The sequence below is a fragment of the Pseudarthrobacter oxydans genome (genome assembly GCF_013314975.1).
In the GTDB taxonomy this organism is placed as follows: domain Bacteria; phylum Actinomycetota; class Actinomycetes; order Actinomycetales; family Micrococcaceae; genus Arthrobacter; species Arthrobacter oxydans.
The window spans coordinates 178,354-205,353 of the sequence record NZ_JABTYH010000003.1; the positions used below are offsets into that span (position 1 = coordinate 178,354).

Consider the following 27,000-nt stretch of genomic DNA (forward strand, 5'->3'; position numbering starts at 1 on the left):
CCTAGATCCAGGACGGCATCCACATCCGGACTTTCCAGGCGTCGTAGGGAATGGTTTCCGCGGCCCAGACAGGATAGAAGAATGCCGACAGCAGGATTGCCGCAGCGATGAACAGTGCCACCAGGTACAGCCCTGACCGGCGGCGCCAGGGCGGGTCGGAGGCCCTGCCCAGGACGAGGCCCAGGCAGTACACGAGCGCCAGAATGAGGAACGGCTCGAAGGACACCGCGTAGAAGTAGAACATGGTCCGTTCGGGGTACAGGAACCACGGCAGGTAGCCTGCGCCCACACCGGCCAGTATGGCGCCGGCACGCCAGTCCCGCCGCCCGGCCCACCAGAACAGCAGGACCACCAGGGAAATAACGGCGCCCCACCAGATCAGCGGATTTCCCACGGACAGGATGGCCGAGGTGCATTTTTCCACCGCGCAGCCGGGACTGCCCTGCGGCGGAGTCTCGTAAAAGAACGACGTCGGCCTGCCAAGTACCAGCCAGCTCCATGCGCTTGCCTCGTACGGGTGGTCCGATCCAAGGCCCTGGTGGAAGGTGTAGGCCTCCCGGTGGTAGTGCGCCAGCGAGCGGACGGCGTCCGGCAGCCAGTCCCATCCGGGGGAGGCGTTGCTTTGCGCCCACCGGCGGAAGTAAGCATTCTCGGACCGGAACCAGCCGGTCCACGATGCCGCGTACACCAGCCCGGCCACCGGCACCATGCTGATGAACGCCGGAATCCCGTCCTTGATGATGCCGCCGCTGATCCAGCCCCGGATACCGGCAACCCGCCGGGCGTTGAGGTCCCACAGGACCGTGAGGAGTCCGAACCCGGCAAGGAAGAACAAACCAGACCATTTGGTCCCGACGGCGAGCCCCAGGCAGATCCCCGCCGCCACGCGCCACCAGCGGATCCCCAGCCACGGACCGGACAGCAGCTGTCCCGTCGTCGGACGCCCTCCGTTGTCGGCGGCGGCGCGCGCCAGCCGGAGCGCCAGCCGGCGCCGGCCGCTGTCCCGGTCCAGCAGCAGGGCCCCGAAGGCGGCCAGGACCCAGAACATCAGGAAGATATCCAGCAGCGACGTCCGGGACATCACCAGGTGGTGGCCGTCCACCGCAAGGAGGAGCCCGGCCGCCCCCGCCAGGGGAAGCGACCGGAAGAGCTTCAGGGCAATCAGGGACAGGAGCAGGATGGACAGTGTGCCGGTCAGGGCTGCTGCGAAGCGCCAGCCAAAAGGGTTGTCCGGGCCGAAGATCCCCATGCCGGCGGCGATCATCCACTTGCCCACGGGCGGATGGACCACGTACTCGGGGGAGTCCAGCAGCACACCAGGGTTTCCGGCGTTGAACGCGTCATTGGCTTTGTCCGGCCAGCCGCGCTCGTAGCCGCTGACCAGGTAGGAGTATGCGTCTTTGACGTAGTACGTTTCGTCGAAGACCAGCTTGGGCGGGGCCTCAAGCCGGACGAACCTGAGGATCCCGCCGGCAAGGGCGGTCAGGACGGGGACCAGCAGGAACCACAGCCTCAGCGACGGCGGGTAGTCGCGCCATCCGCGGGCGCTGCCGAGGAGCCGTGCCAGCAGCGATTCGACCGTGAAGGCGTCGGCGGGGCGGCTGACCCAGGGCCGGCGGGGGGAACTGCCCGAACCGCCTGCTGTCCTCCCGGTTTCATCACCGGAGGCCGCGGGGGCGGCCTGTCCGGTCCCGCCCGGCCGCGTCGAGGTCTGCGTCACCAGCCCATGCTACCGTTTGCGGCCGGCGGTCCCCGGCAGCAGTAGGCTGATGGCGTGGACCCTAACCCCAGCACCCTTCCTGATTCCGGCCCGGCACCTGCGGGGCGCATCGTGCTCGCCGCCACCCCGATCGGGAACACCGGTGACGCTTCCGCGCGGCTGGTGGAACTGCTGGGAACCGCGGACATCGTGGCAGCCGAGGACACCCGCCGCCTCCACCGGCTGGTCCAGAGCCTGGGCGTCACCGTGGCCGGGCGGGTCATCAGCTACCACGAGCACAACGAGGCCACCAAGACGGCCGAGCTGCTGGCACAGGTGCAGGCAGGAAGCACCCTGGTCATGGTTACCGACGCCGGGATGCCCTCGGTTTCGGACCCGGGCTTCCGCCTGGTTGAAGGGGCGGTCGCGGCCGGCCTCACAGTGACGGCCGTCCCGGGGCCGTCAGCGGTACTCACCGCCCTGGCGTTGTCCGGCCTGCCCACGGACCGCTTCTGCTTTGAAGGGTTCCTTCCGCGGAAGGCCGGTGAGAGGGCGTCGCGGCTGGCCGAGCTTGCGGGGGAGCGCAGGACCATGGTGTTCTTCGAGGCACCGCACCGGCTGGAGGTGATGCTGCGGGCGCTGCGCGAACGGTTCGGACCGGACCGTCCCGTCGCCGTCTGCCGTGAACTGACCAAAACATATGAAGAGGTCATCCGCGGCACGCTCAGTGAACTATTGGTGTGGGCGGAAAGCACGGAGATCAGGGGCGAGATCGCCGTCGTCCTTGGCGGGGCGCCGGAAAAGGCGCCCGGGACGCCGGAGGACCATGTGGCCGCCGTGAACGAACTCGTGGCCCAGGGCATCCGGCTCAAGGAAGCGGTGGCAGCGGTGGCCGAGGACGTCCGGGTGAGCAAACGGGAACTGTACTCCGCTGTGCTGGCGGCCCGCTGACCGTCCCCGCAAACGATGCCCGATCCGCTGTGCAGCTGCACAGCAGCGCCATGATGCGGCAGTGCGCAACGGCGTAGACCAGCCGGAAGCCGCCGCAGTAGTCTGGCAGTAATTCAGCCTGTATGGGCCCGGTCACTCCGGCCGCCGCCAAGGGCTGCACCAACCCTACTGACGAGGGAGTCATCGTGACTGTCACTGCACAGCCGGCCGTTTCCGCAGACCGCGAAAGCGCCCTTCTGGCCTCTGTCCCCACTGGCCTGCTCATCAACGGTGAATGGCGGGACGCCATCTCCGGGAAGACCTTCGACGTCGAGGATCCCGCCACCGGGAAGGTGCTCTTGAGCCTTGCCGACGCCGGTGCCGAGGATGGCAAGGCCGCCCTGGACGCTGCCGCCGCGGCCCAGGATTCCTGGGCCAAGGTGCCCCCGCGCGAACGGGGCGAGATCCTCCGCCGCGCGTTCGAGCTCGTCACCGAACGCGCCGAGGACTTCGCGCTGCTGATGACCATGGAAATGGGCAAACCGCTGGCCGAAGCCCGCGGTGAGGTCACGTACGGTGCCGAGTTCCTGCGCTGGTTCTCCGAGGAAGCAGTGCGTGCGTTCGGCCGCTACTCGGTGTCCCCGGACGGCAAGTCCCGCCTGCTGGTGACCAAGAAGCCGGTGGGCCCCTGCCTGCTGATCACGCCGTGGAACTTCCCGCTGGCCATGGCAACCCGCAAGATCGCCCCGGCCGTCGCCGCAGGCTGCACCATGGTCCTGAAGTCCGCGAACCTCACCCCGCTGACCTCCCAGCTGTTCGCCGCCGTCATGATGGAGGCCGGCCTGCCCGCCGGTGTCCTGAACGTCATCCCCACCTCTACCGCTGGTGCCACCACCGGCCCGCTGATCAAGGATTCCCGGCTCCGGAAGCTCTCCTTCACCGGGTCCACCGAGGTGGGCCGCCGCCTGCTCTCCGACGCCTCCGAAACCGTCCTGCGCACCTCCATGGAACTGGGCGGCAACGCACCGTTCCTGGTCTTCGAGGACGCCGACATCGATGCCGCCGTCGCCGGTGCCATGCTCGCCAAGCTCCGCAACATGGGCGAGGCCTGCACGGCAGCGAACCGGTTCATCGTGCACGAATCCGTCGCGGCCGAGTTCGCGGAGAAGTTCGCCGCAAAGATGAAGGACATGACCACCGCCCGCGGCACCGAGCCGGAGTCCAAGGTGGGCCCGCTGATCGACGCGAAGAGCCGGGACAAGGTCCACGAACTCGTCTCCGACGCCGTGGCCTCCGGCGCCACAGCCGTCCTGGGCGGCGGGCCGGTGGAAGGCCCGGGCTACTTCTACCAGCCCACCATCCTCTCCGGCGTCACCGAAGGCACCCGCATCCTGTCCGAGGAAATCTTCGGACCGGTCGCGCCCATCATCACCTTCAGCTCAGAGGATGACGCGGTGCGCCTGGCCAACAACACCGAATACGGACTGGTGGCCTACGTCTTCACCAAGGACCTGAACCGGGGCATCCGGATGGGCGAACGCCTCGAAACCGGCATGCTCGGCCTGAACGCAGGCGTCATCTCCAACGCCGCGGCACCCTTCGGCGGCGTCAAGCAGTCCGGCCTGGGACGCGAGGGCGGCCTCGAAGGCATCGAGGAATACCTCTACACCCAGTACATCGGCATCGCAGACCCCTACGCCGGATAACGCCCGGATCAGGCAAAGCGGCCGGTCAGCCGCCGCTGTGCCGCCGAACGCCGTCGCCCGCTCCCTGCCTGGAATGACCAGGACGGGAGCGTGCGGCGGCTTTTGCCGTCCTGCGCAGGAAGTGCCCTGTGGCCAGGAAAGGTGCGGCAAGCAGCCGGCCCAGCCGTCCCATCACGGACGGTGGGATCCACGCCGCCTGAAGCCGCCTGGGCAAGCCAGCATTGGCCTGCAGGGACGATTCCACGGCCGCAATCTGCGCAGCCACGGCGCCGCCGGTTCCGCGGGCCGGACCGGGCTGTCCGCCGTCGGCCGCTGCCTCCGGGTCAGCGCCGGACGGGCGGCCATAGCTGTGGCGTTCGAAGCCTGCCGTGAGTGCGGCGACGGCCTGGTGCGCCGCCCGGTCCAGGCCATCGGGATCCCCCAGCAGCGCGCCGCGCAGCCGCGCTGAATACGCGCGGGGCGTTTCGCTGGATCCGGGGGGAAGGCCAAAGTCGGTGCCGAGGTCCAGCAGTTCACGCCAGCCCAGGGGCACCGCGTTAGCGGGGTCCTGGGGCCTCAGCCGCCTGGCCCTCATGCCTGCCCTGATGAGCCGGGGCGCGGCCATCAGGAGTGCCAGCCCCAGGACGCTGCATGCGACCAGGAGCCACGGCAGGAGCTGGACGCCCGGATCGGCACTTCCGCCGCCGCCGGGTGCGGGCAGCGCAGTGGCGCTCGGCGCGGGCGTGGGTGCGGGGGTGGCATCGGGAAGCAGGTCATCATTGTTGTCAAGCGCGTCAGGGGCGGCAGCGGTGGAGGATTCCGTGGCGTAGTCGGGAACCACGCCGCGGGACGGGGTGGGTTCGAAAGGCACCCAGCCCAGGCCCTGGAAGTAGAGCTCCGGCCAGGCGTGGGCATCGCGCGCATCCACCTCATACTCCGGCAGTGCTCCCTGGCCTGCCACCGAAACCGTGGCGCCGGTAAGCCTGCCCGGTGCGTAGCCCACCGCGATGCGGCTGGGGATACCCTCAAGCCTCGCCATCACAGCCATCGCGGACGCGTAGTGGATGCAGTATCCGCTCTTTTGCTCAAGGAAGTCGGCCAGGACCGACAGCCCGTTGCCGTCATAGCCGCCCTGCACCGGAGACTGCAGGGAATAGGTGAACTCTGCCGAACGGAGGTATTTCTGGATGGCCATGGCCTTCGCGTACGGGGTGCCTGTCCCCGCCACGGTATCGGCGGTGCTGCGGACAATGTCCGGAACGTTGCCGGGAATCCTGGTGAAATCCTCCGGGATGCCCTGGACGGCGGCCGAGGACTGTGCCAGGAGCCCTGCCGTCAGCCGGGGGGCGGTGGACGTGACCAGGTACTCCTGCCGCCGGGACGTGGTGGTGTCCGAACCTTTGATGCTGAGGGTGGCCGGGTCCCAGGTCCACCGCCCGCTGAGTCCGCGGACCGATTCCGGGGCATACGGGGCAGGGAGATAGGGGCTGGTGAAGCTGCCGGCGTCGATGGCTGTGACCAGCCGCTGCTGCTCGTCCGCCAGGACTGTGTAGCCGGGATCGATGCGCCCGCCCAGGGGCAGCCGGGAGGCGTCACGGTCGTCCGGCCCCCAGGAGTCGCCATCGAAATGGTCAACGGTGACGGAGCGCAGGTACAGCGGGGTGGAGGCGTTCGTGGCGTAGGTGATCCGGCCGCTGCCGTCAGGTGTCCGCAGGCTGTTGCCCAGCGTGATCATGGGGTTAAGGCCGGTGGAGGTGCCCCACGGGTTGAGCCGGGAACCTTGCGGAAACGTTCCCTGGTCAAAGCCGGGAATGGCCATGGGCACCACCAGTGTGGCGGCCAGGGCAACAGATCCCGTAAGCACGGCACGCTTCACCTGGCCCGGGCTGCGGGCGGAATCAGTCTGGAACCGGGCACTGGGGGCGAAATACTGGCTGCAGGCGAGGACCGCCAGGTATCCCGCCACCGTGAAGGCGAAGCCCCAGAAACCCACGCTTTGCGGCTTGATCATTGCCGGCACCACCAGGATGGCCAGCAGCCCCACCCCGGACGCAGCGGGAATGCCGAGCGGCACCGCGAGGGCGTCCACCAGGATCACCGCCAGGCCCAGCACAGCGCAAATGACCATGACGATGCCCACATTCGGCGCCACGGGAGCCGTCTCTGAAAGGACGGTTTCGCTGGCCCTCCGGATGAGGCGGTTCAGCTCAACGAGGGTTCCGGCGGTAGGGATGAACCCGGCCAGGCTGGAGCTGCGGAAGAACGTCAGTGTCAGGATGGCGCCCAGGGAGATGAATCCACCGGCCGTCACCAGGAGGGGCTGGGCGCGTACGGACCGCAGGGCAGCCAGCGTGAGGCTGACCACCACGACGGTGGTCAGGACGGGCCAGTACCAGCCCCAGCCGCGGAGCACCCCGTTCAGCGAAAGCGCGGCACCGGAGACGGCAACGGCGATGGCGCCGGCCATGGCCCAGGGGTAGGCGCCCACCCGGTGCCGTGCGGCGGCCTGCTCCGGCCTGCGTCCGGACTGCCTGCTGGCTCCCGGACTGCGCGTTGGGGCCGCGGTCACCGCGCGGCTCCGGTTCCGCGGCGGACCTCGGCCGAGGGAGCGGGCACTGCCACGTCTTGGTCGAACTGGCTCCAGGCCGATGCCACGGACACGGCGGGCGCAACGGCCACCGCCCGCCACCCTCCCTGCCGCAGCACTTCCAAAACCTCCGCTGACTCGCCGGGCTTTTCCGTCACGATGACGGCGAAGGCATTCGTGGCGTAGCCCGCGGCAGGGGCAAGGGCGAGGGCCTCCATCCGCGAGAGTGTTCCAAGGACCGCGATCACCGGACCCCTCATGCGGTGTGCGGAAAGTTTGTCCATGAGCAGGTCATCGAAGGCCTCAGGTCCCGCGTCGAGGGCAGTGCGCTCGCCGGCTGCACCGACCCGGCCCGCCCAGTGCTGGAGGGCGTTGTCACGGTGGGGGTGGTGGGACCCGGTCAGCTGGATGGCTGCCAGGCTTTCGGCGATGGACTGGAGCCCGGCTGCGCCGCTGTACTCCTCCACCTCAGGCTCGGGGGCCGACGGCGAACGCAGGAAGGCGGGTCCGCCGCCGGTGTCGAGCAGGCGCAGCGCGTAGTTCCGTTCCGCCAGGTGTGCGCTGATGGACATGACTGCCACGACCGACCATTCGAAGGTTCCGCTGGTGGCCAAGGGGTGCCCGTCCGGGCCTGCCTGCCCCGCCGGCCCGCCGGAACCTCCATTAAACGCACCGTACCGGTGGTCCATGATGACCGTGGCCTCAGGTGTGGTGACGGATTCCTCCTGGCGCACCATGAGGTCGCCGTGGCGTGCGGTGGCAGCCCAGTGCACCCGCCGCATCGGGTCGCCGTGGCGGTACTCGCGGGTCATCACGTCGTCATCGCTGGGGTTGGCTCGGATCCTGGTGGCGGTCACGCCGTCATTGCCGCGCGCGCCGGCCAGTCCGGTGAGGGGAAGGACGACGGCGGCGGGCGTCACGGTGAGGATGTCGCCGTCGTCTATTGCCTGCCTGTGCAGCGACAGGCCAAACGGATCCGTGAATTCGGCGGTCACCGGGCCGATGAGGAACTGGCCGCGCTGGGCCGAACGGAGGTGGTATTCATACCGGCTGGTGCCCCCGGTGGCTGAACGGGAGGGGAACCGGAAAGCCGGCGACTCGCCGAAACGGGCGGGCAGCCGCTCCTCCATGGTGGCGCTTCCGCTTCCGCTGCCCGTCCGTGCCACTGCGAGCCGCACGGTTGTGGGCGCCGACGTTTCCACGGGCGACGGAGTGAACTCGCGGTACACCCGGAACCGGGGCTTGACCAGCCGGATCCCGGCAAGGGAAACCAGGGGGAGGACAATCAGCAGTACTGCCAGCGTCAGCAGGTCCCTGCGGCCCATGACGTAGGCGGCGCCCACTGCAACCCCGCCGGCGGCGATCATTCCCCAACCGCGTTGGGTGAAGAGGTGCCGCGGCACCCTGTCCGACAGCGCCATGGGTTTCCCCTACTGGTTCCTGCTCAGCCCGGTGACCGGGGCCGCTGTCCTGCCGGCAGGTGCCGCATTCCTTGTGCCGGTTCCGGCGCCCTCCGAAGTGACCGGCAGGCGGGACAGGATGCCCCTCAGTACGCTGTGCGGGGTTTCCCCGGACCCGGCAGCCTTGCGGTCCAGGATGATGCGGTGCGCCAGGACAGCTTCGGCCACGTGGACGACGTCGTCCGGCAGGACGAAGTCCCGGGCGTCCAGGGCGGCGGTGGCTTTCGCCGCCCGGAGCAGCTGCAGCAGGGAGCGTGGGCTGGCGCCAAGCCGGAGCAGTGGACTTTCCCTGGTGGCCCTACCCAGCGACACGGTGTATTCCTTGACGGCCTTGGACACGTAAACCTGCTGCACCGTGGTGATCATGGCGGCCACCTCCGCCGAGGTGACCACCGCGGAGACCCTGGTCAGGGGCGAGGTGGCCTGATGCGTCTCGAGCATCTCAATCTCGGCGTCCTTGTCCGGGTACCCCATGGAGATCCGGGCCATGAACCGGTCCCGTTGCGCCTCCGGCAACGGATAGGTCCCTTCCATTTCGATGGGGTTCTGGGTGGCCACCACCATGAACGGCTCGTCGAGCCGGTACGAGGTGCCGTCAACCGTGACCTGGTGCTCTTCCATGCATTCGAGCAGCGCTGACTGTGTCTTGGCGGAGGCCCTGTTGATTTCGTCGCCAATGACAATGTTGGCAAAGACCGCCCCCGGCCGGAACTCGAACAGGCGGGAGGACTGGTTGTAGATGGACACACCCGTCACATCCGACGGCAGCAGGTCGGGGGTGAACTGGATCCGGTTGACGGTGCAGTCGATGGTGCGGGCCAGGGTCTTCGCGAGGAGTGTTTTCCCCACTCCGGGCACATCTTCGAGGAGCAGATGCCCCTGGGCCAGCAGGACGGTCAGTGCCAGCCTGGCGGCGTCGGATTTCCCATCGATGACGGTATTGACAGACGAGAGGATGCGCTGCGTTGCCGCGTGGAAACCTTCCGCGTCCATGGCGGCCGGGCGGTGCCCGTTCAGGTGGCTGACGGGATCAGCGAGCCCCGCCAGGGTGCGGTTCGCAGCGCTCACATCGTTGGCAGTGCGTCGGTGGGATTCCATCGGCAACCTTTCAGCCCGGGGTTCTACCTGGACGGGACAACAAGCCTGCCGTCGCCCGTCGGTGGGCGTTCGCATGTGTTCCTACCAGACTACTAACACAACTGCCGCAGCTGACAGAGAGTTCCGACAAAAATGGGGAAGGGTCCGCGGCTAGGCTGGATGGATGTGCACCTCGCTTCCTCCTGCCGCTTATCAGGACCCTGGCACCGATGACGCCCAGGAGCCGCGCAGTTCCCGGCCAAAGGCCTTCCCGCCCGCTCCCGAGCCCCTGCCCGTACCCGTGATGGATAACCACACACACCTGGACTTCCCGGATGGCAAGGCTCCCGTTGGGATATCGGCGGCGCTTGATGCCGCTGCCGCCGTGGGCGTCCAAGGTGCGGTGCAGGTGGGCTGCGACCTTGAGTCATCACGGTTCACCGTCCAAGCGGTTGACCTGGACCGCCGGCTGTTGGGGGCGGTGGCGTTGCACCCCAACGACGCTCCCCGCTACGCCGCCCGCGGCCAGTTGGAAGAGGCGCTGGCGGAAATTGAACAGCTGGCCGCCCACCCGCGGATCCGGGCCATCGGCGAGACCGGCCTGGACTACTACCGCACCGAAGGAGAAGGCCTGGCGCACCAGCGGCACTCCTTCCGCCGCCATATCGACATCGCCAAACGCCTCGACCTGACGCTCCAGATCCACGACCGGGACGCGCACGACGACGTCGTCCAGGTGCTCCGGGAAGAAGGCGCCCCTGCACGCGTGGTCTTCCACTGTTTCTCCGGCGATGAGGATCTGGCAAGAACCTGCAACCAGGAGGGCTGGTGGATGTCCTTTGCCGGAACCCTGACCTTCCGCAACGCCGCCAACCTGCGTGCTGCGCTCGCTGTTGCGGATCCCAACCTGGTCCTGGTGGAAACCGATGCGCCGTTCCTTACCCCGCACCCGCACCGGGGCCGGCCAAATGCCAGCTACATGGTCCCTTACACGGTCCGGGCCATGGCCGAATTGACAGGAACTGACCTGGCCGGGCTGTGCGCCGGAATCGCCGACAATACCGTGCGGGCATACGGAAGCTGGGACTGAGGGACCGATTTCCCGGCGTTACATTATGAATACCAGGTATGCATAATTCTTGGCGGCTTTATAACGCTACGGTTACAGTGGACATTTATTAGCCGGGGTCGGGGAAGGCCAACGGGTAATTTCACTTCTTTCCGCAGCAGGATTGCCGGGCTTTGTCCCGCGTGCCGGTTGTGCGGAGTGTGGCGGCGCAACGGTGCCCGGACTGCCATCTTCAGGCGGTGCCGGGCCTTTTATTGCGCGATTTCCCCGTGCCCGGAAGGACCTAAAGTTACGGGCAAACGTGAGCAAGTTCTTCACATCGGACGGCAAGTTCAGCTTCGTCAAGGTTGGTGCCCAGCTTCTGGTGCTCTGCGCGCTCGTGGTGGGCCTCGTAGCCTTCGTGGGCAATAACAAAACCATCACGCTCAACGTCGACGGCAAGGTCTCGTCCGTGCAGACGTTCGGCGGAACCGTGGGGCAGGTGGTCAAGAGCGCCAACCTGGAGCTGAACCCTGCCGACCGCGTGTCGCCGTCGGTTGATGCCTCGGTCCAGAACGGCACCGTGATCAACGTCAACAAGGCGAAGGAAGTCAAGGTCAGCCTCGACGGTTCCGAGAAGACGGTCAATACCACCGCCCAGGACGTCGCCGGACTGGTAACTGAACTCGGCGTCGCCAGCGCTTCGTCGGTTTCCGCCCCCAAGGACGCCCAGCTTTCCGTCGCCGGTTCCTACGTCTCGATCTCCACCCCCAAGACCGTCAGCCTTGTTGCGGACGGCAAGGTGGACACCGCAACCACCACGGCGGCCACGGTGGGCAAGGTCCTTGAAGACGCCGGCCTGGTGCTGGGTGCCAACGACCGCTCCTCGCAGCCGGTCAACGCCCATGTGGTCAACAACATGGTGATCAAGGTGTCGCGCGTTGACACCGGCCAGACCGCCGTCGCCACCGAGGACGTACCGTTCGAGACCGTCACGAGCGAAAGCGGCGAGCTGCTCAAGGGTGAGAAGGAAGTTACCCAGAAGGGTGCCGCCGGAAAGCTCGAGAAGACCTACAAGCTCGTGCTGGTGGATGGCCGGGAAGCCTCGCGCACCCTGGTGTCGGAAACAGTAGCTGTCCAGCCCGTGCCTGAGAAGGTCACCGTCGGCACCAAACCGAAGCCCGTTGCCCAGGCTGCCCCCGCAGCAAGTGCTCCCGCTGCAGGCGCCAACACCGGTGCCGCTGCTCCGGCCATGATGAATGAAGCCATGTGGGACAAGATCGCCCAGTGCGAGTCCACCGGAAACTGGAGCATCAACTCCGGCAACGGCTATTACGGCGGCCTCCAGTTCGACATCCGGACCTGGATCGGCGCCGGCGGCGGGGCCTACGCTCCCAACGCCAGCCTTGCCACCAAGGCCCAGCAGATCGACATTGCCAACCGCGTGTACGCGCAGCGCGGCCTTCAGCCATGGGGCTGCGGCTGGGCTGCCACCAGCTGACCTCCACGATTGCGTGCCCGTCAGGGCGCTGCGGCCGGGCACGGACCTCCGTGCCCGGCCGCAGCCTTTTAACCGGTCCTTGAGCCCGGCCGTCCGCCGCGGCTGGTTCCCTGGCCCCTGTTCCGCCCGCTTTCTCCACCTCTGCATCGCGGCTTCTTCCTGTTTCTCCCCTGCTCCTTCCGTGCGGGGCGGTGTGCACGGCGCGGGATAGGATACCTAGGTGACTGAACCAATCCCCGCGCCCGCACCGCTCTTTGGTGCATCCGACATACGCCGGCTCGCGGAGGAAATCGGAATCCGCCCCACCAAGACCCTCGGCCAGAACTTTGTGATTGACGGAAACACCATCCGCAGGATCGTGGCCGCCGCGGACATCGGACCGGACGAGACGGTGCTGGAAGTGGGCCCGGGGCTGGGATCCCTGACCTTGGGACTGCTCGATGCCGCCGCATCCGTGGTGGCAGTGGAAATCGACCCCGTGCTGGCCGCCAAGCTCCCGGCAACGGTCGACCAGTGGCGGCCGTCCGCTGCAGCCCGCTTCCACCTGGTGCACGCCGATGCCATGAAAGTCACGGAGCTCCCCGTACAGCCCACCGCGCTGGTGGCCAACCTGCCCTACAACGTCGCGGTCCCGGTGGTGCTCCACCTGCTGCAGCATTTCCCCAGCCTTCAGCACGGGCTGGTGATGGTCCAGGACGAGGTGGCTGACCGGCTCGCCGCAGGCCCCGGATCCAAAACCTACGGGGTGCCGTCCGTCAAAGCCGCCTGGTACAGCCAGATGCGCAAAGCCGGCGTCATTGGAATGAACGTCTTCTGGCCTGCGCCGAAGATCCACTCCGGGCTGGTGGCGTTTACCCGCCGCGAGCCTCCCGCCACCACCGCAACCCGTGAACAGGTCTTCGCCGTGGTGGACGCCGCCTTCGCCCAGCGCCGCAAGACCCTGAGGGCTGCCCTTGCCGGGTGGGCGGGCGGCGCACCGGAAGCGGAGCGCTGCCTGGTTGCTGCCGGCGTCGACCCCACTGCCAGGGGTGAGGTCATAGACATCCACGCCTTCGCCAGAATCGCAGAAGCCAAGCAGGCGTTGGCATGAACGCCCTGCCAGGCCGGTTCGCCGCCAGGACCGTCCGCGTCAAAGCCCCCGGCAAAGTCAACGTTTCCCTCGAGGTAGGACCGCTCCGCCCCGACGGCTACCACTCCGTCGCAAGCGTGTACCTCGCCGTGTCCCTCTACGAGGAGGTCGCGGCCACCAGCACCGAGGCGCCCGGGATCACCGTCAGCCTGAACCGGGCCAGCACCGTTGACCTTGATGCCGCCGACATTCCCCTGGACGGAAACAACCTTGCCTACAAGGCCGCAGCCATCATGGCGGACGTTTCCGAACGCCCTACCGGGGTCCACCTGGAGATCACCAAGCGGGTCCCCGTGGCCGGCGGCATGGGTGGCGGGTCGGCTGATGCTGCGGCAACCCTCCTGGCGTGCGACGCACTGTGGAACAGCGGCCTGTCGCGGGAAGAACTCGCGCACCTTGCCGCGGAACTGGGCGCCGATGTCCCGTTTTCCCTCCTGGGCGGGACGGCGGTAGGGCTGGGGGTGGGCGACGAACTCTCACCGGCGTTGGCGAAGGCGCAGACCCACTGGGTCCTTGTCACGGCAGATTACGGACTTCCCACTCCCGAGGTTTACAGGACCCTGGACCGCATGAGGGAAGCCGGCGGCATCCAGGCGGCCGAACCCACCGGGGTTGATCCCAAGATCCTCACCGCCCTTCGCGGCGGAGACGCCGAAGCGCTGGGCCGGGTCCTGGTCAACGACCTCCAGCGGGCATCCATTGAACTGGCGCCCGCCCTGCGCGATACGCTGGGTATCGGGGAATCGCACGGAGCCATCGCGGGGATTGTCTCGGGATCGGGGCCCACCGTGGCCCTCCTGGCCGATGACTCAGTGGCGGCGGAAGGCCTGGCCGCCGACCTGCGGCATTACGGACTGACAGCCCTCGCCGTCCACGGCCCGGTGCCGGGCGCGCGCATCATCTCCGACACCCACCTCTAAGTCTTACAGTCCCTCCCTCAGCAGCAGAAAGCAGTTCCTTGTGGCACACCTTCTTGGCGGCGAGAACCTGACGGTCTCCTACGCAACACGCACCGTCCTGGACGGCATCACCCTGGGACTCGAGGAGGGTGACAGGATCGGCATGGTGGGCCGCAACGGTGACGGCAAGTCCACCTTGATGCGCCTGCTGGCCCTGCGTGCCACCCCGGATTCCGGCCGCGTCACCAAGCGGGGCGACGTCAACGTGGGTTACCTGGACCAAAGCGACGTGCTCGACGGCGACCTGACGGTGGGTGCGGCGATCGTGGGGGACCAGGCGGACTACGAATGGGCCCGCAATCCCCAGATCCGCGAAGTCATGGGCGGGCTCGTGTCCGACGTCGACTGGCACGCAAACGTCCACGCGCTCTCCGGCGGGCAGAAGCGGCGCGTGGCCCTGGCCAAACTCCTGATCGAGGACCACGACGTCATCATGCTCGATGAGCCCACCAACCACCTCGACGTCGAGGGTGTGGCGTGGCTGTCCCGGCACCTGAAGACCCGGTGGCGCGCCAACCAGGGCGCATTCCTGGTGGTCACCCACGACCGGTGGTTCCTCGATGAAGTCTGTAACAAAACCTGGGAAGTCCACGACGGGATCGTCGACCCCTTCGAAGGCGGCTACGCCGCCTACGTGCTCGCGCGCGCCGAGCGCGACCGTTCCGCATCGGTCATGGAAGGCAAGCGGCAGCAGCTGGTCAAGAAGGAGCTGGCCTGGCTCCGCCGCGGTGCTCCTGCCCGGACGGCAAAGCCGAAGTTCCGCATCGAGGCCGCCAACGCCCTCATCGCCGACGTGCCCGCCCCGCGCGACTCGATGGCCCTCAGCAAGATGGCCACCGCACGCCAGGGCAAGGACGTGCTGGACCTGGAGAACGTCTCCCTTGACTTCCAGGGCGCCGAGGACGGGCGGAAGCTCTTTGACAACATCACCCTCCGGCTGGCTCCAGGTGAACGCCTGGGACTGGTGGGCGTCAACGGCGCCGGCAAAACCACCCTGCTGAAACTCCTCAACGGAGAGATCACCCCCGACGCCGGGAAGGTCAAGCGGGGCAAAACCGTGGTCACCGCAGTCCTCAGCCAGGAGGTCAAGGAGCTCGACGACGTCGCGGACCTGCGCGTCATCGAGGTCATCGAGCGCGAAAAGCGTTCCTTCAATGTTGGCGGCAAGGAGTTCAGCGCCGGCCAGCTGGTGGAACAGCTTGGCTTCACCAATGAGAAGCAGTGGACCCCCGTCAAGGACCTCTCCGGCGGAGAGCGGCGCCGCCTGCAGCTCCTGCGGCTGCTGGTGGGGGAGCCCAACGTCCTGATGCTGGACGAACCCACCAACGACCTGGACACGGACACCCTCGCTGCCGTCGAGGACGTGCTGGACGGCTGGCCGGGAACGCTGGTAGTGGTCAGCCACGACCGCTACCTCCTGGAGCGCGTCACCGACCACCAGATGGCGCTCCTCGGCGACGGAAAGCTCCGCGGACTGCCGGGCGGCGTGGACCAGTACCTCGAGCTGCGTGAGTCCGCCCTGGCAGGGTCCACTGTGACCGGCGGCGGCAACCCCGTCACCAGCGCCGGTTCCGCGCCGGCAGCCGCAGCTCCCTCCGGCGCCTCCGAGGCCGAAAAGCGCGACGCCCGCAAAGCGAAGAACCGCATCGAGCGGCAGCTGGGCAAGCTCGAACAGCAGGAAAAGAAAGTCCACGACCAGATGGTCAAGAGCACCGAGCAGTCGGACTTCGATGCCCTGGCCGAACAGAACAAGAAACTTAAGGACCTCGCAGGAGAACGCGAAGCCCTCGAACTCGAATGGCTTGAGGCTTTGGAAGTCCTCGGCGAGTAGCCACCTGTTGGGCGACGGCAAGGTGCCCTTTGGTTGGGTGCCGGAGCCGGCCCTTCGACGTCGCTTAGACACGTCGCAAAGGGGCTGCTTGCTCGCTGAGCGAGCTTCCCATCCCGATGCGCCGCGATGCGCTCCTTTCCGAAGGGACCGCCCCCGGCGAGGGTGTGTCACCTGGGTGCCGGGAAGAGCAGGCAACCCGCCCGGAACCTTCGGCAGGTGGTTGAGCCGGCGTGTGCGTGGAGACGTGCCGAACGGAACGCTAGGCACTAGCGGTGCAGGGGGCCTTCGTGTAGTTGCGCATCGCGGCGCATCGTGGCGCGAAGGTCGCCCAGCGACCGTAGCGTCACCTATGCGTCGTAAGCGTCGTCCCGAGGGCCCCGACGCGAGCTTGCGAGCGTTGGGAAGGGACCTACGCGCTAAGCGACGGCGAAGGTCTCCTGCACCGCGAACATGACCACGGGAGCTTGCGAAGGTGATCGGAAACTAACCCTCGGACATGAGTTCCGGGTCCCTTTTGAGGCCGGTCAGGCCGTTCCAGGCGAGGTTGACCAGGTGCGCGGCGACGGTGTGCTTGTCCGGCTGGCGGCTGTCCTGCCACCATTGGCCGGTCATGGCCACCATTCCCACAAGCATCTGGGCGTACATGGCGCCGTCCTCGCCGCTGAGGCCGCGGCGCGAGAATTCGTCGGAGAGGATGTGCTCTACGCGGGCGGTGACGTGGGAGAGCAGCGTGGAAAAGGCACCCTCAGGCTGCGACGGCGGTGCGTCCCGCATCAGGATCCGGAACCCTTCCGTGCGGTCCTCGATGTAGGTCAGCAGTGCGAGGGCTGCCCGTTCCACCAGGACCCTGGGTTTTGCCTCCTCGGTCAGCGCGGCATTAATGGCGTCGAGGAGGAGCCGGAACTCGTGGTCCACCACCTGGGTGTACAGGCCTTCCTTGGAACCGAAGTGCTCATAGATCACCGGCTTGGACACCCCGGCGCACGCCGCGATTTCCTCGATGGTGGTCCCGTCAAGGCCCCTGGCGGCGAAAAGTCCGCGTCCGACGTCGATCAGCTGGCTCCGCCGCTGCAGGCCGGTCATGCGTATCCGCGGAGGGTTGTTGCTCACATTTCCATCATGCACCACCTGTCACGGGCAAGCCTGCAGCGCGACGGCGGGCGGACCGCGGGACGCGAAACCGGAGGGCCGGGCCGGCGGGACCGCCCCGTGTCGCGCAGCGCCCCGAACCCGTGGCAAAATAACTACTTGTGCCCGGCCGCGCGCCACGGCACGGTCCGCTCTGGTGTAATGGCAGCACCCCGGCCTTTGGAGCCGTGGAGTATAGGTTCGAATCCTATGGGCGGAACTGCTGCGCGTGGAGCGTTCAGTAGGATGACATTCGGTGCCGCCCGCATTGCGGCCGGACACCGTCAGCGCCAGCGTAACCCGAGCAAGGAGAGCCCGTACGTGATCCCCGAGAACACCGGCCCGGCCGCAGTAATCGTCCTGGCGGCAGGCGCCGGTACCCGGATGAAGTCGCGTACCCCCAAGATCCTGCATGAGATCGGCGGCAGGTCCATGGTGGGCCATGCACTGCTGGCGGCCCGCAGCATCAACCCCCGCCGGCTTGCCATCGTGGTCCGCCATGAACGCGACCTCGTGGCCCGCCACCTCGAGGATGTTGATCCGGCGGCCGTGATCGTGGACCAGGACGACATTCCGGGAACCGGCCGTGCCGTGGAAGTCGCCCTCCAGGCCCTCGACGCTGGCCAGCACCTGACGGGCACCGTGGTGGTGACCTACGGCGACGTGCCGCTGCTCTCCGGTGAGCTGCTTGCTGAACTCGTGGCCACCCACGAGCGCGAGGCCAACGCCGTGACCGTGCTGACGGCCGTCCTGGACGACGCCACGGGCTATGGCAGGATCCTCCGCGGGGAGGATGGAACGGTCACCGGCATCCGTGAGCACAAGGACTCCTCAGAGGCGGAGCGGCTCATCCGCGAGGTCAATTCCGGCATTTACGCCTTCGACGCAGCAGTCCTCCGCGACGCCCTGGCCCACGTGACCACGGATAATTCACAGGGCGAGAAGTACCTGACAGACGTCCTGAGCCTGGCCCGCGAGTCGGGCGGCCGGGTGGCCGCCGTCGTCACTGCCGACCGCTGGCAGGTGGAAGGCGCCAACGACCGCGTCCAGCTCTCTGCCCTTGGCGCCGAGCTGAACCGCCGCACCGTCGAGGCCTGGATGCGTGCCGGCGTCACGGTCGTGGATCCCGCCACCACCTGGATCGACTCATCGGTGACGCTGGACGAGGATGTCCGCATCCTCCCCAATACGCAGCTTCACGGTGCCACCACCGTGGCGAGGGACGCCGTCGTCGGACCTGATACCACCCTGACGGACGTCACCATCGGCGAGGGCGCCACGGTGACCCGCACCCATGGCTCCGGGGCCGTGATCGGCGCCCGGGCCGCCGTCGGGCCCTTCACCTTTCTACGCCCCGGAACGGTGCTCGGTGAGACCGGCAAGATCGGCGCCTTCTACGAAACCAAGAACGTTACCATCGGCCGCGGCTCCAAGCTGTCGCACCTCGGATACGCCGGTGACGCCGAAATCGGCGAGGACACCAACATCGGCTGCGGAAACATCACGGCAAATTACGACGGCGAGAAGAAGCACCGCACGATCATCGGCTCGGGCGTCCGCACGGGCTCCAACACGGTCTTTGTTGCCCCGGTCACCGTGGGGGACGGCGCCTACAGCGGCGCCGGCGCGGTGATCCGCAAGGACGTGCCCGCGGGAGCGCTCGTGCTGACCGTCGCAGCGCAGCGCAACACCGAGGGGTGGGTGGCGGCGAACCGCCCCGGAACCCGCTCCGCTGAACTGGCCCAGGCAGCCACCAAAGATTCCTCAAGTACCCCGGCATCTACAGAAGAGGGCAACCAACCATGAGCGAAATTACGGCGCGCGGCGAAAAGAAGCTGGTGCTCGCCACCGGGCGGGCCCACCCCGAGCTGGCCCGGGAAATCGCCAAGGAACTGGGAACCGAGCTGCTGCCGGTGGACGCGTATGACTTCGCCAACGGCGAGATCTACGTCCGGGCCGGCGAGAGCGTCCGCGGCACCGATGCCTTTGTCATCCAGGCCCACCCGGCACCCCTGAACAACTGGCTGATGGAACAGCTGATCATGATCGACTCGCTGAAGCGCGCCTCCGCCAAGCGCATCACGGTGGTCTCGCCGTTCTATCCCTACGCCCGCCAGGACAAGAAGGGACGCGGCCGCGAACCCATTTCGGCCCGGCTGGTTGCGGACCTGTACAAGACTGCAGGCGCGGACCGCATCATGAGCGTGGACCTGCACACCTCGCAGATCCAGGGTTTCTTCGACGGCCCGGTGGACCACCTCATGGCTATCCCGCTCCTCGCCGACTACATCCGCACCCGGGTGGACGCCGAGAACGTCACCGTCGTCTCCCCGGACACCGGACGCGTCCGGGTGGCGGAGCAGTGGGCAGAGCGGCTGGGCGGCGCGCCGCTCGCGTTCGTACACAAGATGCGTGACCTCACCGTGCCCAACCAGGCTGTTTCCAAGACGGTGGTGGGCCAGATCGAGGGCCGTACCTGCGTCCTGATCGACGACATGATCGACACCGGCGGAACCATTTCCGGTGCCGTCCAGGTGCTGAAGAACGCCGGGGCAAAGGACGTCATCATCGCGGCCACCCACGCGGTCTTCTCCGATCCCGCCGCCAAGCGCCTCTCGGAGTCCGGCGCCCGCGAGGTAGTGGTCACCAACACCCTTCCGCTCACCGGATCCCAGCGGTTCCCACAGCTGACGGTGCTCTCCATCGCGCCCTTGATCGCCCGCGCCGTTCGTGAAGTCTTCGACGACGGTTCGGTCACCAGCCTCTTCGACGGCAACGCCTAAGGCACGCCCACCAGCGCCGGTCCCGTTTTCCGTAAACGCGACCGGCGCTGGTAGGCTTGTCAGCGATACCTTGGCGAGGGAGAGCGCCGGTCACCGTTTACGCGGTCACCGGAGTGCAGGTCTCCGTTATCGACTGGGTCTGAATCTCCCTTCAAGATGGGCATGGCTCCGGCCGCCTGGCGTTGAAGGTCGCGACAGACCTCCGCCCTTGCTGAACACCGTTTAGTTTTCAAGGAGATTTCCATGTCTGAGCAGAAGCTCGCAGCAGAAGTACGCACCGAATTCGGCAAGGGCTACGCCCGCCGCGCCCGGATGGCCAACCTGATCCCCGCCGTCATCTACGGCCACGGCGCAGAGCCCATCCACATCACCCTGCCGGCAAAGGCAACCACCCTGGCAGTCCGCACCGCCAACGCCCTGCTGTCCCTGGACATCAACGGTGAAGGCCACCTGGCCCTGGTGAAGGACGTCCAGCGCGATCCCATCAAGCAGATCATCGAGCACATCGACCTCCTGACCGTCCGCCAGGGCGAAAAGGTCACGGTTGACGTTCCCGTCCACGTTTCCGGTGAAACCGCGCCCGGCACCGTGCACAACCTGGAGCTCACCGTCGTGTCCCTCGAAGCTGAGGCCACCCACCTGCCTGAGGCCGTTGAGGTCAGCATCGAAGGCCGCGCAGCCGGCGAGCACATCCACGCTTCCGACCTGGTGCTGCCGAAGGGCTCCGTTCTGCTCACCGACGCCGAGGCACTCGTGGTGAACATCTCGGAAGCTGTCGAGATCGCCGAGGAAGAAGCCGGCGAGGGCACCGAAGCCGCCTCCGAAGAGGCTCCTGCAGCCTCCGAGGAAGCAGCAGCCGAGTAATCAGCAGCATTCCCCGCCAGTGGCCGGACTCCTGTGGGGGTCCGGCCACTCGCATGTCCGCTGCCCTTCACCGGCACCGGACGCGGCAAACCCCCACCCTAGGATTGATTCATGACTGATACCTGGCTCATCATTGGCCTCGGAAACCCGGGAGCGCAGTACCAAGGCAACAGGCACAATGTCGGCCAGATGGTGCTCGACGAACTCGCGGCCCGGATGGGTGCCGGTTTCAAGAGCCACAAGTCACGAGCCCAGGTGCTCGAAGGACGCCTGGGTATTGGCGGACCCCGCGTAGTGCTGGCAAAACCGATGACCTACATGAATGTTTCCGGCGGCCCCGCCGCCGCGCTGGCGAACTTCTACGGCATCGCCCCTGACCATGTGGTGGCAGTCCATGACGAAATCGACATCCCGTTCAATACGGTAAAGCTCAAGATCGGCGGGGGAGAGGGCGGCCACAACGGATTGCGGGACATCTCCAAGGCCCTGGCCACCAAGGACTACCTCCGCGTCCGGGTAGGCGTGGGACGGCCGCCCGGGCGCATGGAAACGGCCGACTATGTCCTGCGCGACTTCGGCACTGCCGAGCTCAAGGAACTCCCCTTCCTGCTGGACGAAGCAGCGGACGCAGTGGAGATCCTCGTGCGCGATGGCCTGACCGCGGCGCAGCAGAAGTTCCACCCCGCAAAGTCCGAACGCTAGCAACATGAAAACTTAAAGGCCCTTTGCCCTGTCTCGTTGTCTGTGCCCCGGGGTAGTCTTCTTCCTATGCGGGGGAGCAATGGGGCTACATCCCGCTATCGCGGGGATGTAGGGGAAAAGTTCATGTCAATCGAGCCACTCAGCTGGGGACGTGGGTCAACACCTCACGACGTTGGGCTGACCAGGGATGCCTCCGGCAAGCGGGAGGGCCAGCTGTGGTCTGCCCCTGCCCGCGGCGCAAACCTCGAAGCTGTCCGCACCGCCCTCACCAGCGCCGATTCCCTCGGCGTGGTCATCACCGGTGGCCGCGGCGTGGGGAAGTCCTCGCTTGCGCGGGCGGCGGTCATGGACCTGGGCCCGGACGTGTGGTCACTGCAGCTCCGCAGCGGTCCGGCCGGTTCCACCACGCCTTACGGCTGCCTTTCCTTCCTCCTGGCCCGGCTGCCGCAGGCCTACATGGGCTCTCCCACGGCAATACTCCGCGGCATCACCTCCCTGATCCGCAGCGATGCGGCCGGCCGGCCCTGCGTGATCACCCTGGACACTTCCGGAAGCATTGACGAGATGAGCGCGGGGGTACTGCTGAACGTACTCCTGACCGGCACGGCGAAGATCATTGCCGTGGCGCCCAAGATCAGCGACCTGCCGGCGGATTTCCACTGGCTGTTGACGGACCGGCGCCTCGCCGAAGTCCGGCTCAGCAACCTCAACGAGCTGCAGACCCGCCAGGTCCTGTTGTCCCTCCTGGGCCACCGGGTCTCGGCTTCCCTGGTCAGCACCTACCACCACATGGTGGGCGGCAACCCGCTGCTGCTGAAGGCGCTCGTCACCGAACAGCAACTGTCCGGGAACCTCGTCCTGTCCGACTCCGTCTGGACGCTGCGGGACAAAGTGGTGCTCGATGGCGCGGCCAGCCTCGATGACATCGTCCGGTCCCGTTGGTCCAGGGAGACGCCCGAAACGCGGGAAGTCATCGAGATGCTGTCCTGCGCGCGCCGGGTTGAACTCTCAAGGCTTACCGCCATCTACAGGGCCGACGTGGTGGCGGACATGGAAGACGGCGGATTGCTGGAGATTGACGCCTCGGACCACCGCTGGGTGTCGCTGCGCGAAAAGTACATTGGGGATGTGGTTCGCACCTGGTTGAGCATTGCCCGGCGCAGGGAGCTGCGGAGCATGCTCCTGGGCGGCACGGAACCCGATCCTGCCGGGATGACGGTTGAGGAACTGATGGCTTTCGCCGCCTGGACCCACGAGTGCGAGGCGGACCTGAGTCCCGCCCTGGCACTCGCGGCTGCCGACGCCGCGGTCCAGCTGTTTGATCCACGGTTCGCCCTGACCTACGCGGAGATGCTTCGCCGGACCGATGGGGAATGGGTGGCCGGCCAGCGCCAGAAAGCCGCCGCCTACCTCCAGCTGGACATGCCCGTCCAGGCCATGGCCGCACTTGAAGACATCTCGCAGCCGGAGCTGGACGGGCTCGATGTCGAGGAGTACGCCCACGTCATAGCTGCCAAGTCACACGTGATGATGTGGCTTCCGGACGCAGCTGCCAGGGTGCCGGACCTGCTGGCGGAAGCCCGGCAGCGGCTCGAGCAGGCACCGAACCGCACGGGGTGGCCCGGGCCTGCTGCTGCGGCGGCGAACCGGGTGGAGCTGACCGAGTTCGAGTACGGTGCCTTCGTGGGCGACTACGCCGCCATCATCCCCGCCCTTGAAAAAGCTTCCGATCCGGCGCTGAACCCGGATACCGGGCACCGCATGAATGCTGCCATCCTGCTGATGACCGCGCTGGCCATGACGGGGCGGGAAATGGATGCGCTCAGCGTCATGCGGCAGCTGGGGGGCCAGATCAGTGATGCCTCCCATATCGTTGGCCTGCGCGAGCGGTACACCAAGGAGGCCTACCTGGTGCTGCTGATCGCGGGGCAGTGGCGTCGGTGCATCGACCTCCTGGGTCCACAGGCCACGGACGAGCCGCACAGCCTTCCCTTCCGGAGCGCCGCAACGGAGCTGGCGGCCGGCATCGCCTATGTCTACTCGGGCCGTGGCGCCGCTGCCCTGGACCCCCTGATCTCCGCGGCAGCACAGTTGGAGCTCCAACCCGTCCAGGCGGCCCTGCGCTGCGCGTACGCAGCCATTGCGCTGGCCCATGCCCAGACCGGCAACGCTGCGCAGGCACGCAAATACCTGGGCAAGCTGCAGAGGACGTCCGGAAAGTCCAGCTTCATTGCCGAGAGCATGGCGGAATTCTGCGCCCTCGTGGCCGGCCGCTGGCTCGGCGATCCCGACGCCGTTGCCGGGCTCAAGCAGTCTGCCCGCAGGGACATGGACGCAGGGCGCTTCACGCTGGCGGGGATCAACCTTCTCGCGGCCACCGTGAACGGCAGTGACGCGGACTTCCGCCTGTTGGAGGAGATTGCGGGCCACCGCCAGGGGCCGCTGGCAGAAATCTCACGGCTGATCGCCGTCGGGACCAGGACCAAGGACGCCAAGACCCTCCTCGCGGGCGGCGAGCTTGCCGCCACCCTGGAGCTGGATGCCGTGGAAGCACGCTGCATGGCCCTTGCGGTGGATTTCGCACGCCAGGACGGCGATTCGCTCACGGCACGGACAGCCCAGGCCCGGCTCGATATCCTGGCCGCCACCGTGGCCAACCTTCCCATCGTGCCCAGCAGCGGAAGCCCGCTGCTGACCAGCAGGGAACGCCAGATCGCCCGGCTGGCAGGGCGCGGCGCCTCCAACCGTGACATCGCCCTGGAGATGGGCGTCTCAGTCCGTACCGTGGAAGGCCACCTCTACCAGGTCTTCACCAAACTCGGCGTAACTTCCAGGGGTGATCTGACTGGACTCGTCTAACGGGCACAAGCCCAACACCGCGCAGCGTTTCCTCACAGGGCGGAAAGAGCCGCTGGACCGGATCTGCAACATTGTCCGGAACCGCACCAGCCAGGCGGTTTTTATCATGGCGGGCCCCGGCATTGGAAAGTCGTCCCTCACCGAGGCCATTTCCGAGCGCCTTACGGGGGAAATGAACGTGCTGCAGATGCATGGCAGTTCCGCCCTCGCCGCGGTCCCGTTCGGTGTCCTGACCCCCTATACCGGTGACCTGTCTGCCGAGGATTCGGTCTCTCCTGTCGCCGTCCTGCGGTCCATGTGGAGCTATTTCGAGGAAGTGAAGGCCGGCAACGGGGCGCCCGTCCTGCTCATCGTTGATGATGCGCATTACCTGGACGAGGATTCCGCCGGGGTGGTGGCGGAGCTGATTTCAGCCGGCTGGGCAACGGTGGTGGCGGCGGCAAGGCCGCGGCCAGGCCTGCCGCAGCCACTGGACCAGCTCTGGTATGACGGCCTGGCCGAACGCGTGGACCTGCGGCCACTGAACCGGGAGCAGATCGAGGATGTCCTTGCCCACGTCCTGGACGGCACCGTCCCTGACGCCACCGTGGACGCCGTCTGGAGCGCCTCGGGAGGGAACCCGCGCGTCCTGGATGCCCTGCTTCATGATGCCGCGGAGTCCGGGATACTGGCCAAACGGAACGGAATCTGGGTCCTGCTGGGCTCCTTGCCAACGGACGGGGCCCGCCTCACGGCCGTGGTCACCAAGGATCACCTCCGGCGGCGGGCGGAGGAACAGGAAGCCCTGAAATTCATCGCGCTCGCCGGACCTGTGGGCCGGAAAGTGATCGAGGACATTTGCGGGGCGGCAGTTGTCCGCTCCCTGCTGGACCAGCAGATGGTTGTGGAAAACTCCGGTGTCCCCTCTGAACTCACCATCTGGAACGGGCTGTTTGCAAAGGCCATCAGGAACACCATCTCCGTGTCCCGGAGCCTGCAGCTGCTGGAGAAAATCCGGGAGCAGCAGGACCCCGCCAGCCTCCGAGGGGAAGGCCGGCTGCGGTTTGTGGAATGGTCCCTTGAATGCGGCCTGCGGGTATCCGACGCCGACATGCTGGATGCCGCGCGTGAGGCATTGGCCCGCTTCCGGAACCACAGCGCCCGGTCCATCGCTGCCAAGGTGCAGGACCCTGGCCTGGTCCACCTTGCGCACGCCGTTCAGGCGCGCGCCCTGTACAACGAGGGCGCCTACGCAGAGGCTGCAGCGCTGCTTGACGACAGCTGGCTGCAGCTGGCCGGGGACCCCCACGGTACGTCGGTCCTGCTGCTGTGGACGTCCGCCCACCAGGCAACGGGCCGCCCCCTGGCTGACCTGGCAGAGGACGTGCGGGAGCGCCACCAGGAATTGCCGGAGGCAACACGGGCGGGGCAGGAGGAGCTGTTGCAGCTTTTGCAGTCCGGCGCGGACGTCAATGTGCAGGCGCTGTGCAGCCGTGTTGTGGACATCCGGAACCGCAGCTCGCCGGGAAACGCCGGCGAGCCTTTGACGGCCATCGGCGAGGCGCTGCTGGCGCATGCCCTTGCCGCGGCGGGTCGGGCCTCGGAAGGTCTCGACTCCGCGCTCCTTGCCGCGTCCGAGCTGCCAACGCTGGAAGGCGACCTGTTCTTCTATTCCGAGTTCGTCCTGGGGCGGCTGGTCATCGACTACCTTGCCATGGGCGAGTGGGAATCCGCGGAGCGTGAACTCGAGAGCTACGCTTCAGGACATGCTGCCGGGACCGGGACGTTCAACGGCAGCCTGCAGGTGCTGCGCGGCTATTCCATGCTGCGGCAAGGCCGGATGGAACGGGCCTACCAGCTGCTGCTGCCCGCGGTTGAAGCGCTCAGGCTGAGCGATCCACTCCAGCTGTTCCGATTCGGTTCGGCCCTCGGTTTCTACGTCGCCGCACGGCTGGGTGACACCGCCCAGGCAAAGCGGCTGGAGCAGGACTGCAAGGATGCGGTGGCAGGAGGCCCCGCCCATGAGTTCCTGGCAGACGCCTACGGTGCCGCCGCGTCAGAGTACCTGGCCCGCGACGGCAAGGGCCTCGCCGCGCTGCACACCCTGGTGACCACCACGGAGGCCTCGTCAAGGGCCGGCACTTTGCTGGAGCTCCTGTCGCTGTGCTGGGACCTGGGAGACGCCTCGGTGATCCCCATGGTGCAGAACGCGGCCCGCGCCGTGGAGGGCCGCTGGGCTGCGGCACTGCTGAAACTGGCCACTGACTGGGAAGCCGCTGACGGGGATGCCCTGATGGAAACGGCCGCCACGCTGGAGGAATCCGGCTTCGTCAACCTTGCCCGTGAGGCCTATGCCCGTGCCAGCACGGTACTGGAGCAGGCTGGGGAGCGGCGGCGGTCCAGGCAGGCAGTGGCCCAGCGTGAAAAGTGTGACCACGAACTGGGCGAGCGGTTCCGGGAGGGCCGGTTCATTGCGGCGGCGCCCGCTGTCCATCTCACCCGGCGTGAACAGGACATCGTTGAGCTCGCCGTGCAGGGCCTCACGGACCGCGAGATCGCCCAGCGCCTGATGGTTTCCGTCAGGACTGTGGAGGGCCACCTGTACCGCACTTACGTGAAACTCGGCGTGCGCAGCCGGGACGAGCTGGACTCGGCGCTTCCCAAGTAGCCGGCACAGGAGAATACCCCCTCCAGGCTGCTCCAGTAGGCGCGGCCGTGGGTCCCTGTGCCCTTTGGGGGTTGCTCATGGCGCCCTGCCGCGATTCGACGCATGCCCTGC

The 27,000-nt window shown here is 67.2% G+C and carries 18 protein-coding genes and 1 tRNA gene; 14 read left to right on the forward strand and 5 right to left on the reverse strand.

Features of this window, described 5'->3' with window-relative positions; all coding sequences use genetic code 11:
* Position 1 precedes the first annotated feature (1 nt).
* The gene (locus HTS88_RS03685) at positions 2-1,720 is read right to left on the reverse strand and encodes a dolichyl-phosphate-mannose--protein mannosyltransferase (protein ID WP_343044874.1); all 1,719 of its coding nucleotides are present in this window, start codon (positions 1,718-1,720) and stop codon (positions 2-4) included.
* 54 nt (positions 1,721-1,774) lie between these two features.
* Here HTS88_RS03685 and rsmI point away from each other — a divergent pair, with 54 nt between their 5' ends.
* On the forward strand, positions 1,775-2,650 hold the full coding sequence (rsmI, locus tag HTS88_RS03690; RefSeq protein WP_174175578.1) for a 16S rRNA (cytidine(1402)-2'-O)-methyltransferase: 876 nt from the start codon (positions 1,775-1,777) through the stop codon (positions 2,648-2,650).
* A gap of 185 nt (positions 2,651-2,835) precedes the next feature.
* On the forward strand, positions 2,836-4,335 hold the full coding sequence (locus HTS88_RS03695; protein ID WP_174175580.1) for an NAD-dependent succinate-semialdehyde dehydrogenase: 1,500 nt from the start codon (positions 2,836-2,838) through the stop codon (positions 4,333-4,335).
* 25 nt (positions 4,336-4,360) lie between these two features.
* Here HTS88_RS03695 and HTS88_RS03700 read toward each other — a convergent pair whose 3' ends face one another.
* From HTS88_RS03700 to HTS88_RS03710, 3 genes are read right to left on the reverse strand one after another with little or no spacing between them, the layout of a single operon-like run.
* Positions 4,361-6,883: a transglutaminaseTgpA domain-containing protein gene (locus HTS88_RS03700; protein ID WP_174175582.1), complete on the reverse strand. Its 2,523-nt coding sequence runs from the start codon at positions 6,881-6,883 to the stop codon at positions 4,361-4,363.
* Positions 6,880-8,322 (reverse strand): DUF58 domain-containing protein, encoded by a 1,443-nt coding sequence (locus tag HTS88_RS03705; protein ID WP_174175584.1) that lies wholly within the window; start codon positions 8,320-8,322, stop codon positions 6,880-6,882. The genes HTS88_RS03700 and HTS88_RS03705 overlap by 4 nt, the downstream gene beginning before the upstream one ends.
* Positions 8,323-8,331: 9 nt before the next feature.
* Entirely contained in the window at positions 8,332-9,459 is a 1,128-nt protein-coding gene (locus tag HTS88_RS03710; protein ID WP_174175586.1) for an AAA family ATPase, read from the reverse strand.
* 163 nt (positions 9,460-9,622) lie between these two features.
* Between HTS88_RS03710 and HTS88_RS03715 the strand changes: the two genes are divergently transcribed.
* The 5 genes from HTS88_RS03715 (at position 9,623) to HTS88_RS03735 (ending at position 15,906) form a co-directional block, all read left to right on the forward strand.
* A complete protein-coding gene (locus tag HTS88_RS03715; RefSeq protein ID WP_174175588.1) occupies positions 9,623-10,528 on the forward strand; it encodes a TatD family hydrolase in 906 nt (301 codons plus the stop codon).
* A 280-nt stretch (positions 10,529-10,808) separates the two neighbouring features.
* Entirely contained in the window at positions 10,809-11,987 is a 1,179-nt protein-coding gene (locus HTS88_RS03720) for a resuscitation-promoting factor (protein ID WP_174175590.1), read from the forward strand.
* A gap of 220 nt (positions 11,988-12,207) precedes the next feature.
* Positions 12,208-13,077, forward strand: a complete 870-nt coding sequence (gene rsmA, locus HTS88_RS03725) for a 16S rRNA (adenine(1518)-N(6)/adenine(1519)-N(6))-dimethyltransferase RsmA (RefSeq protein ID WP_174175592.1) — start codon at positions 12,208-12,210, stop codon at positions 13,075-13,077.
* Positions 13,074-14,036: a 4-(cytidine 5'-diphospho)-2-C-methyl-D-erythritol kinase gene (locus HTS88_RS03730; RefSeq protein WP_174175594.1), complete on the forward strand. Its 963-nt coding sequence runs from the start codon at positions 13,074-13,076 to the stop codon at positions 14,034-14,036. Before rsmA ends, HTS88_RS03730 begins: the two co-directional genes overlap by 4 nt.
* Before the next feature lie 40 nt (positions 14,037-14,076).
* On the forward strand, positions 14,077-15,906 hold the full coding sequence (locus tag HTS88_RS03735) for an ABC-F family ATP-binding cassette domain-containing protein (RefSeq protein WP_174175596.1): 1,830 nt from the start codon (positions 14,077-14,079) through the stop codon (positions 15,904-15,906).
* Between the two features lie 483 nt (positions 15,907-16,389).
* Here HTS88_RS03735 and HTS88_RS03740 read toward each other — a convergent pair whose 3' ends face one another.
* Entirely contained in the window at positions 16,390-17,016 is a 627-nt protein-coding gene (locus HTS88_RS03740; protein WP_174175598.1) for a TetR family transcriptional regulator, read from the reverse strand.
* Between the two features lie 166 nt (positions 17,017-17,182).
* Between HTS88_RS03740 and HTS88_RS03745 the strand changes: the two genes are divergently transcribed.
* The 7 genes from HTS88_RS03745 to HTS88_RS03775 all read left to right on the forward strand — a co-directional run bounded on the left by HTS88_RS03745 (position 17,183) and on the right by HTS88_RS03775 (position 26,889).
* Positions 17,183-17,254 (forward strand) — tRNA-Gln (locus HTS88_RS03745).
* A gap of 101 nt (positions 17,255-17,355) precedes the next feature.
* Positions 17,356-18,840, forward strand: a complete 1,485-nt coding sequence (gene glmU, locus HTS88_RS03750) for a bifunctional UDP-N-acetylglucosamine diphosphorylase/glucosamine-1-phosphate N-acetyltransferase GlmU (RefSeq protein ID WP_174175600.1) — start codon at positions 17,356-17,358, stop codon at positions 18,838-18,840.
* The gene (locus HTS88_RS03755) at positions 18,837-19,817 is read left to right on the forward strand and encodes a ribose-phosphate diphosphokinase (protein ID WP_104185336.1); all 981 of its coding nucleotides are present in this window, start codon (positions 18,837-18,839) and stop codon (positions 19,815-19,817) included. Before glmU ends, HTS88_RS03755 begins: the two co-directional genes overlap by 4 nt.
* Before the next feature lie 243 nt (positions 19,818-20,060).
* Complete coding sequence (locus tag HTS88_RS03760; RefSeq protein WP_174175602.1) at positions 20,061-20,681, forward strand: 50S ribosomal protein L25/general stress protein Ctc; 621 nt, start codon at positions 20,061-20,063, stop codon at positions 20,679-20,681.
* A 111-nt stretch (positions 20,682-20,792) separates the two neighbouring features.
* Positions 20,793-21,383 (forward strand): aminoacyl-tRNA hydrolase, encoded by a 591-nt coding sequence (pth, locus tag HTS88_RS03765; RefSeq protein WP_174175604.1) that lies wholly within the window; start codon positions 20,793-20,795, stop codon positions 21,381-21,383.
* Between the two features lie 123 nt (positions 21,384-21,506).
* Complete coding sequence (locus HTS88_RS03770) at positions 21,507-24,242, forward strand: LuxR family transcriptional regulator (RefSeq protein WP_174175606.1); 2,736 nt, start codon at positions 21,507-21,509, stop codon at positions 24,240-24,242.
* Between the two features lie 106 nt (positions 24,243-24,348).
* Positions 24,349-26,889: a LuxR family transcriptional regulator gene (locus tag HTS88_RS03775; protein ID WP_174175608.1), complete on the forward strand. Its 2,541-nt coding sequence runs from the start codon at positions 24,349-24,351 to the stop codon at positions 26,887-26,889.
* Positions 26,890-27,000: the final 111 nt, after the last annotated feature.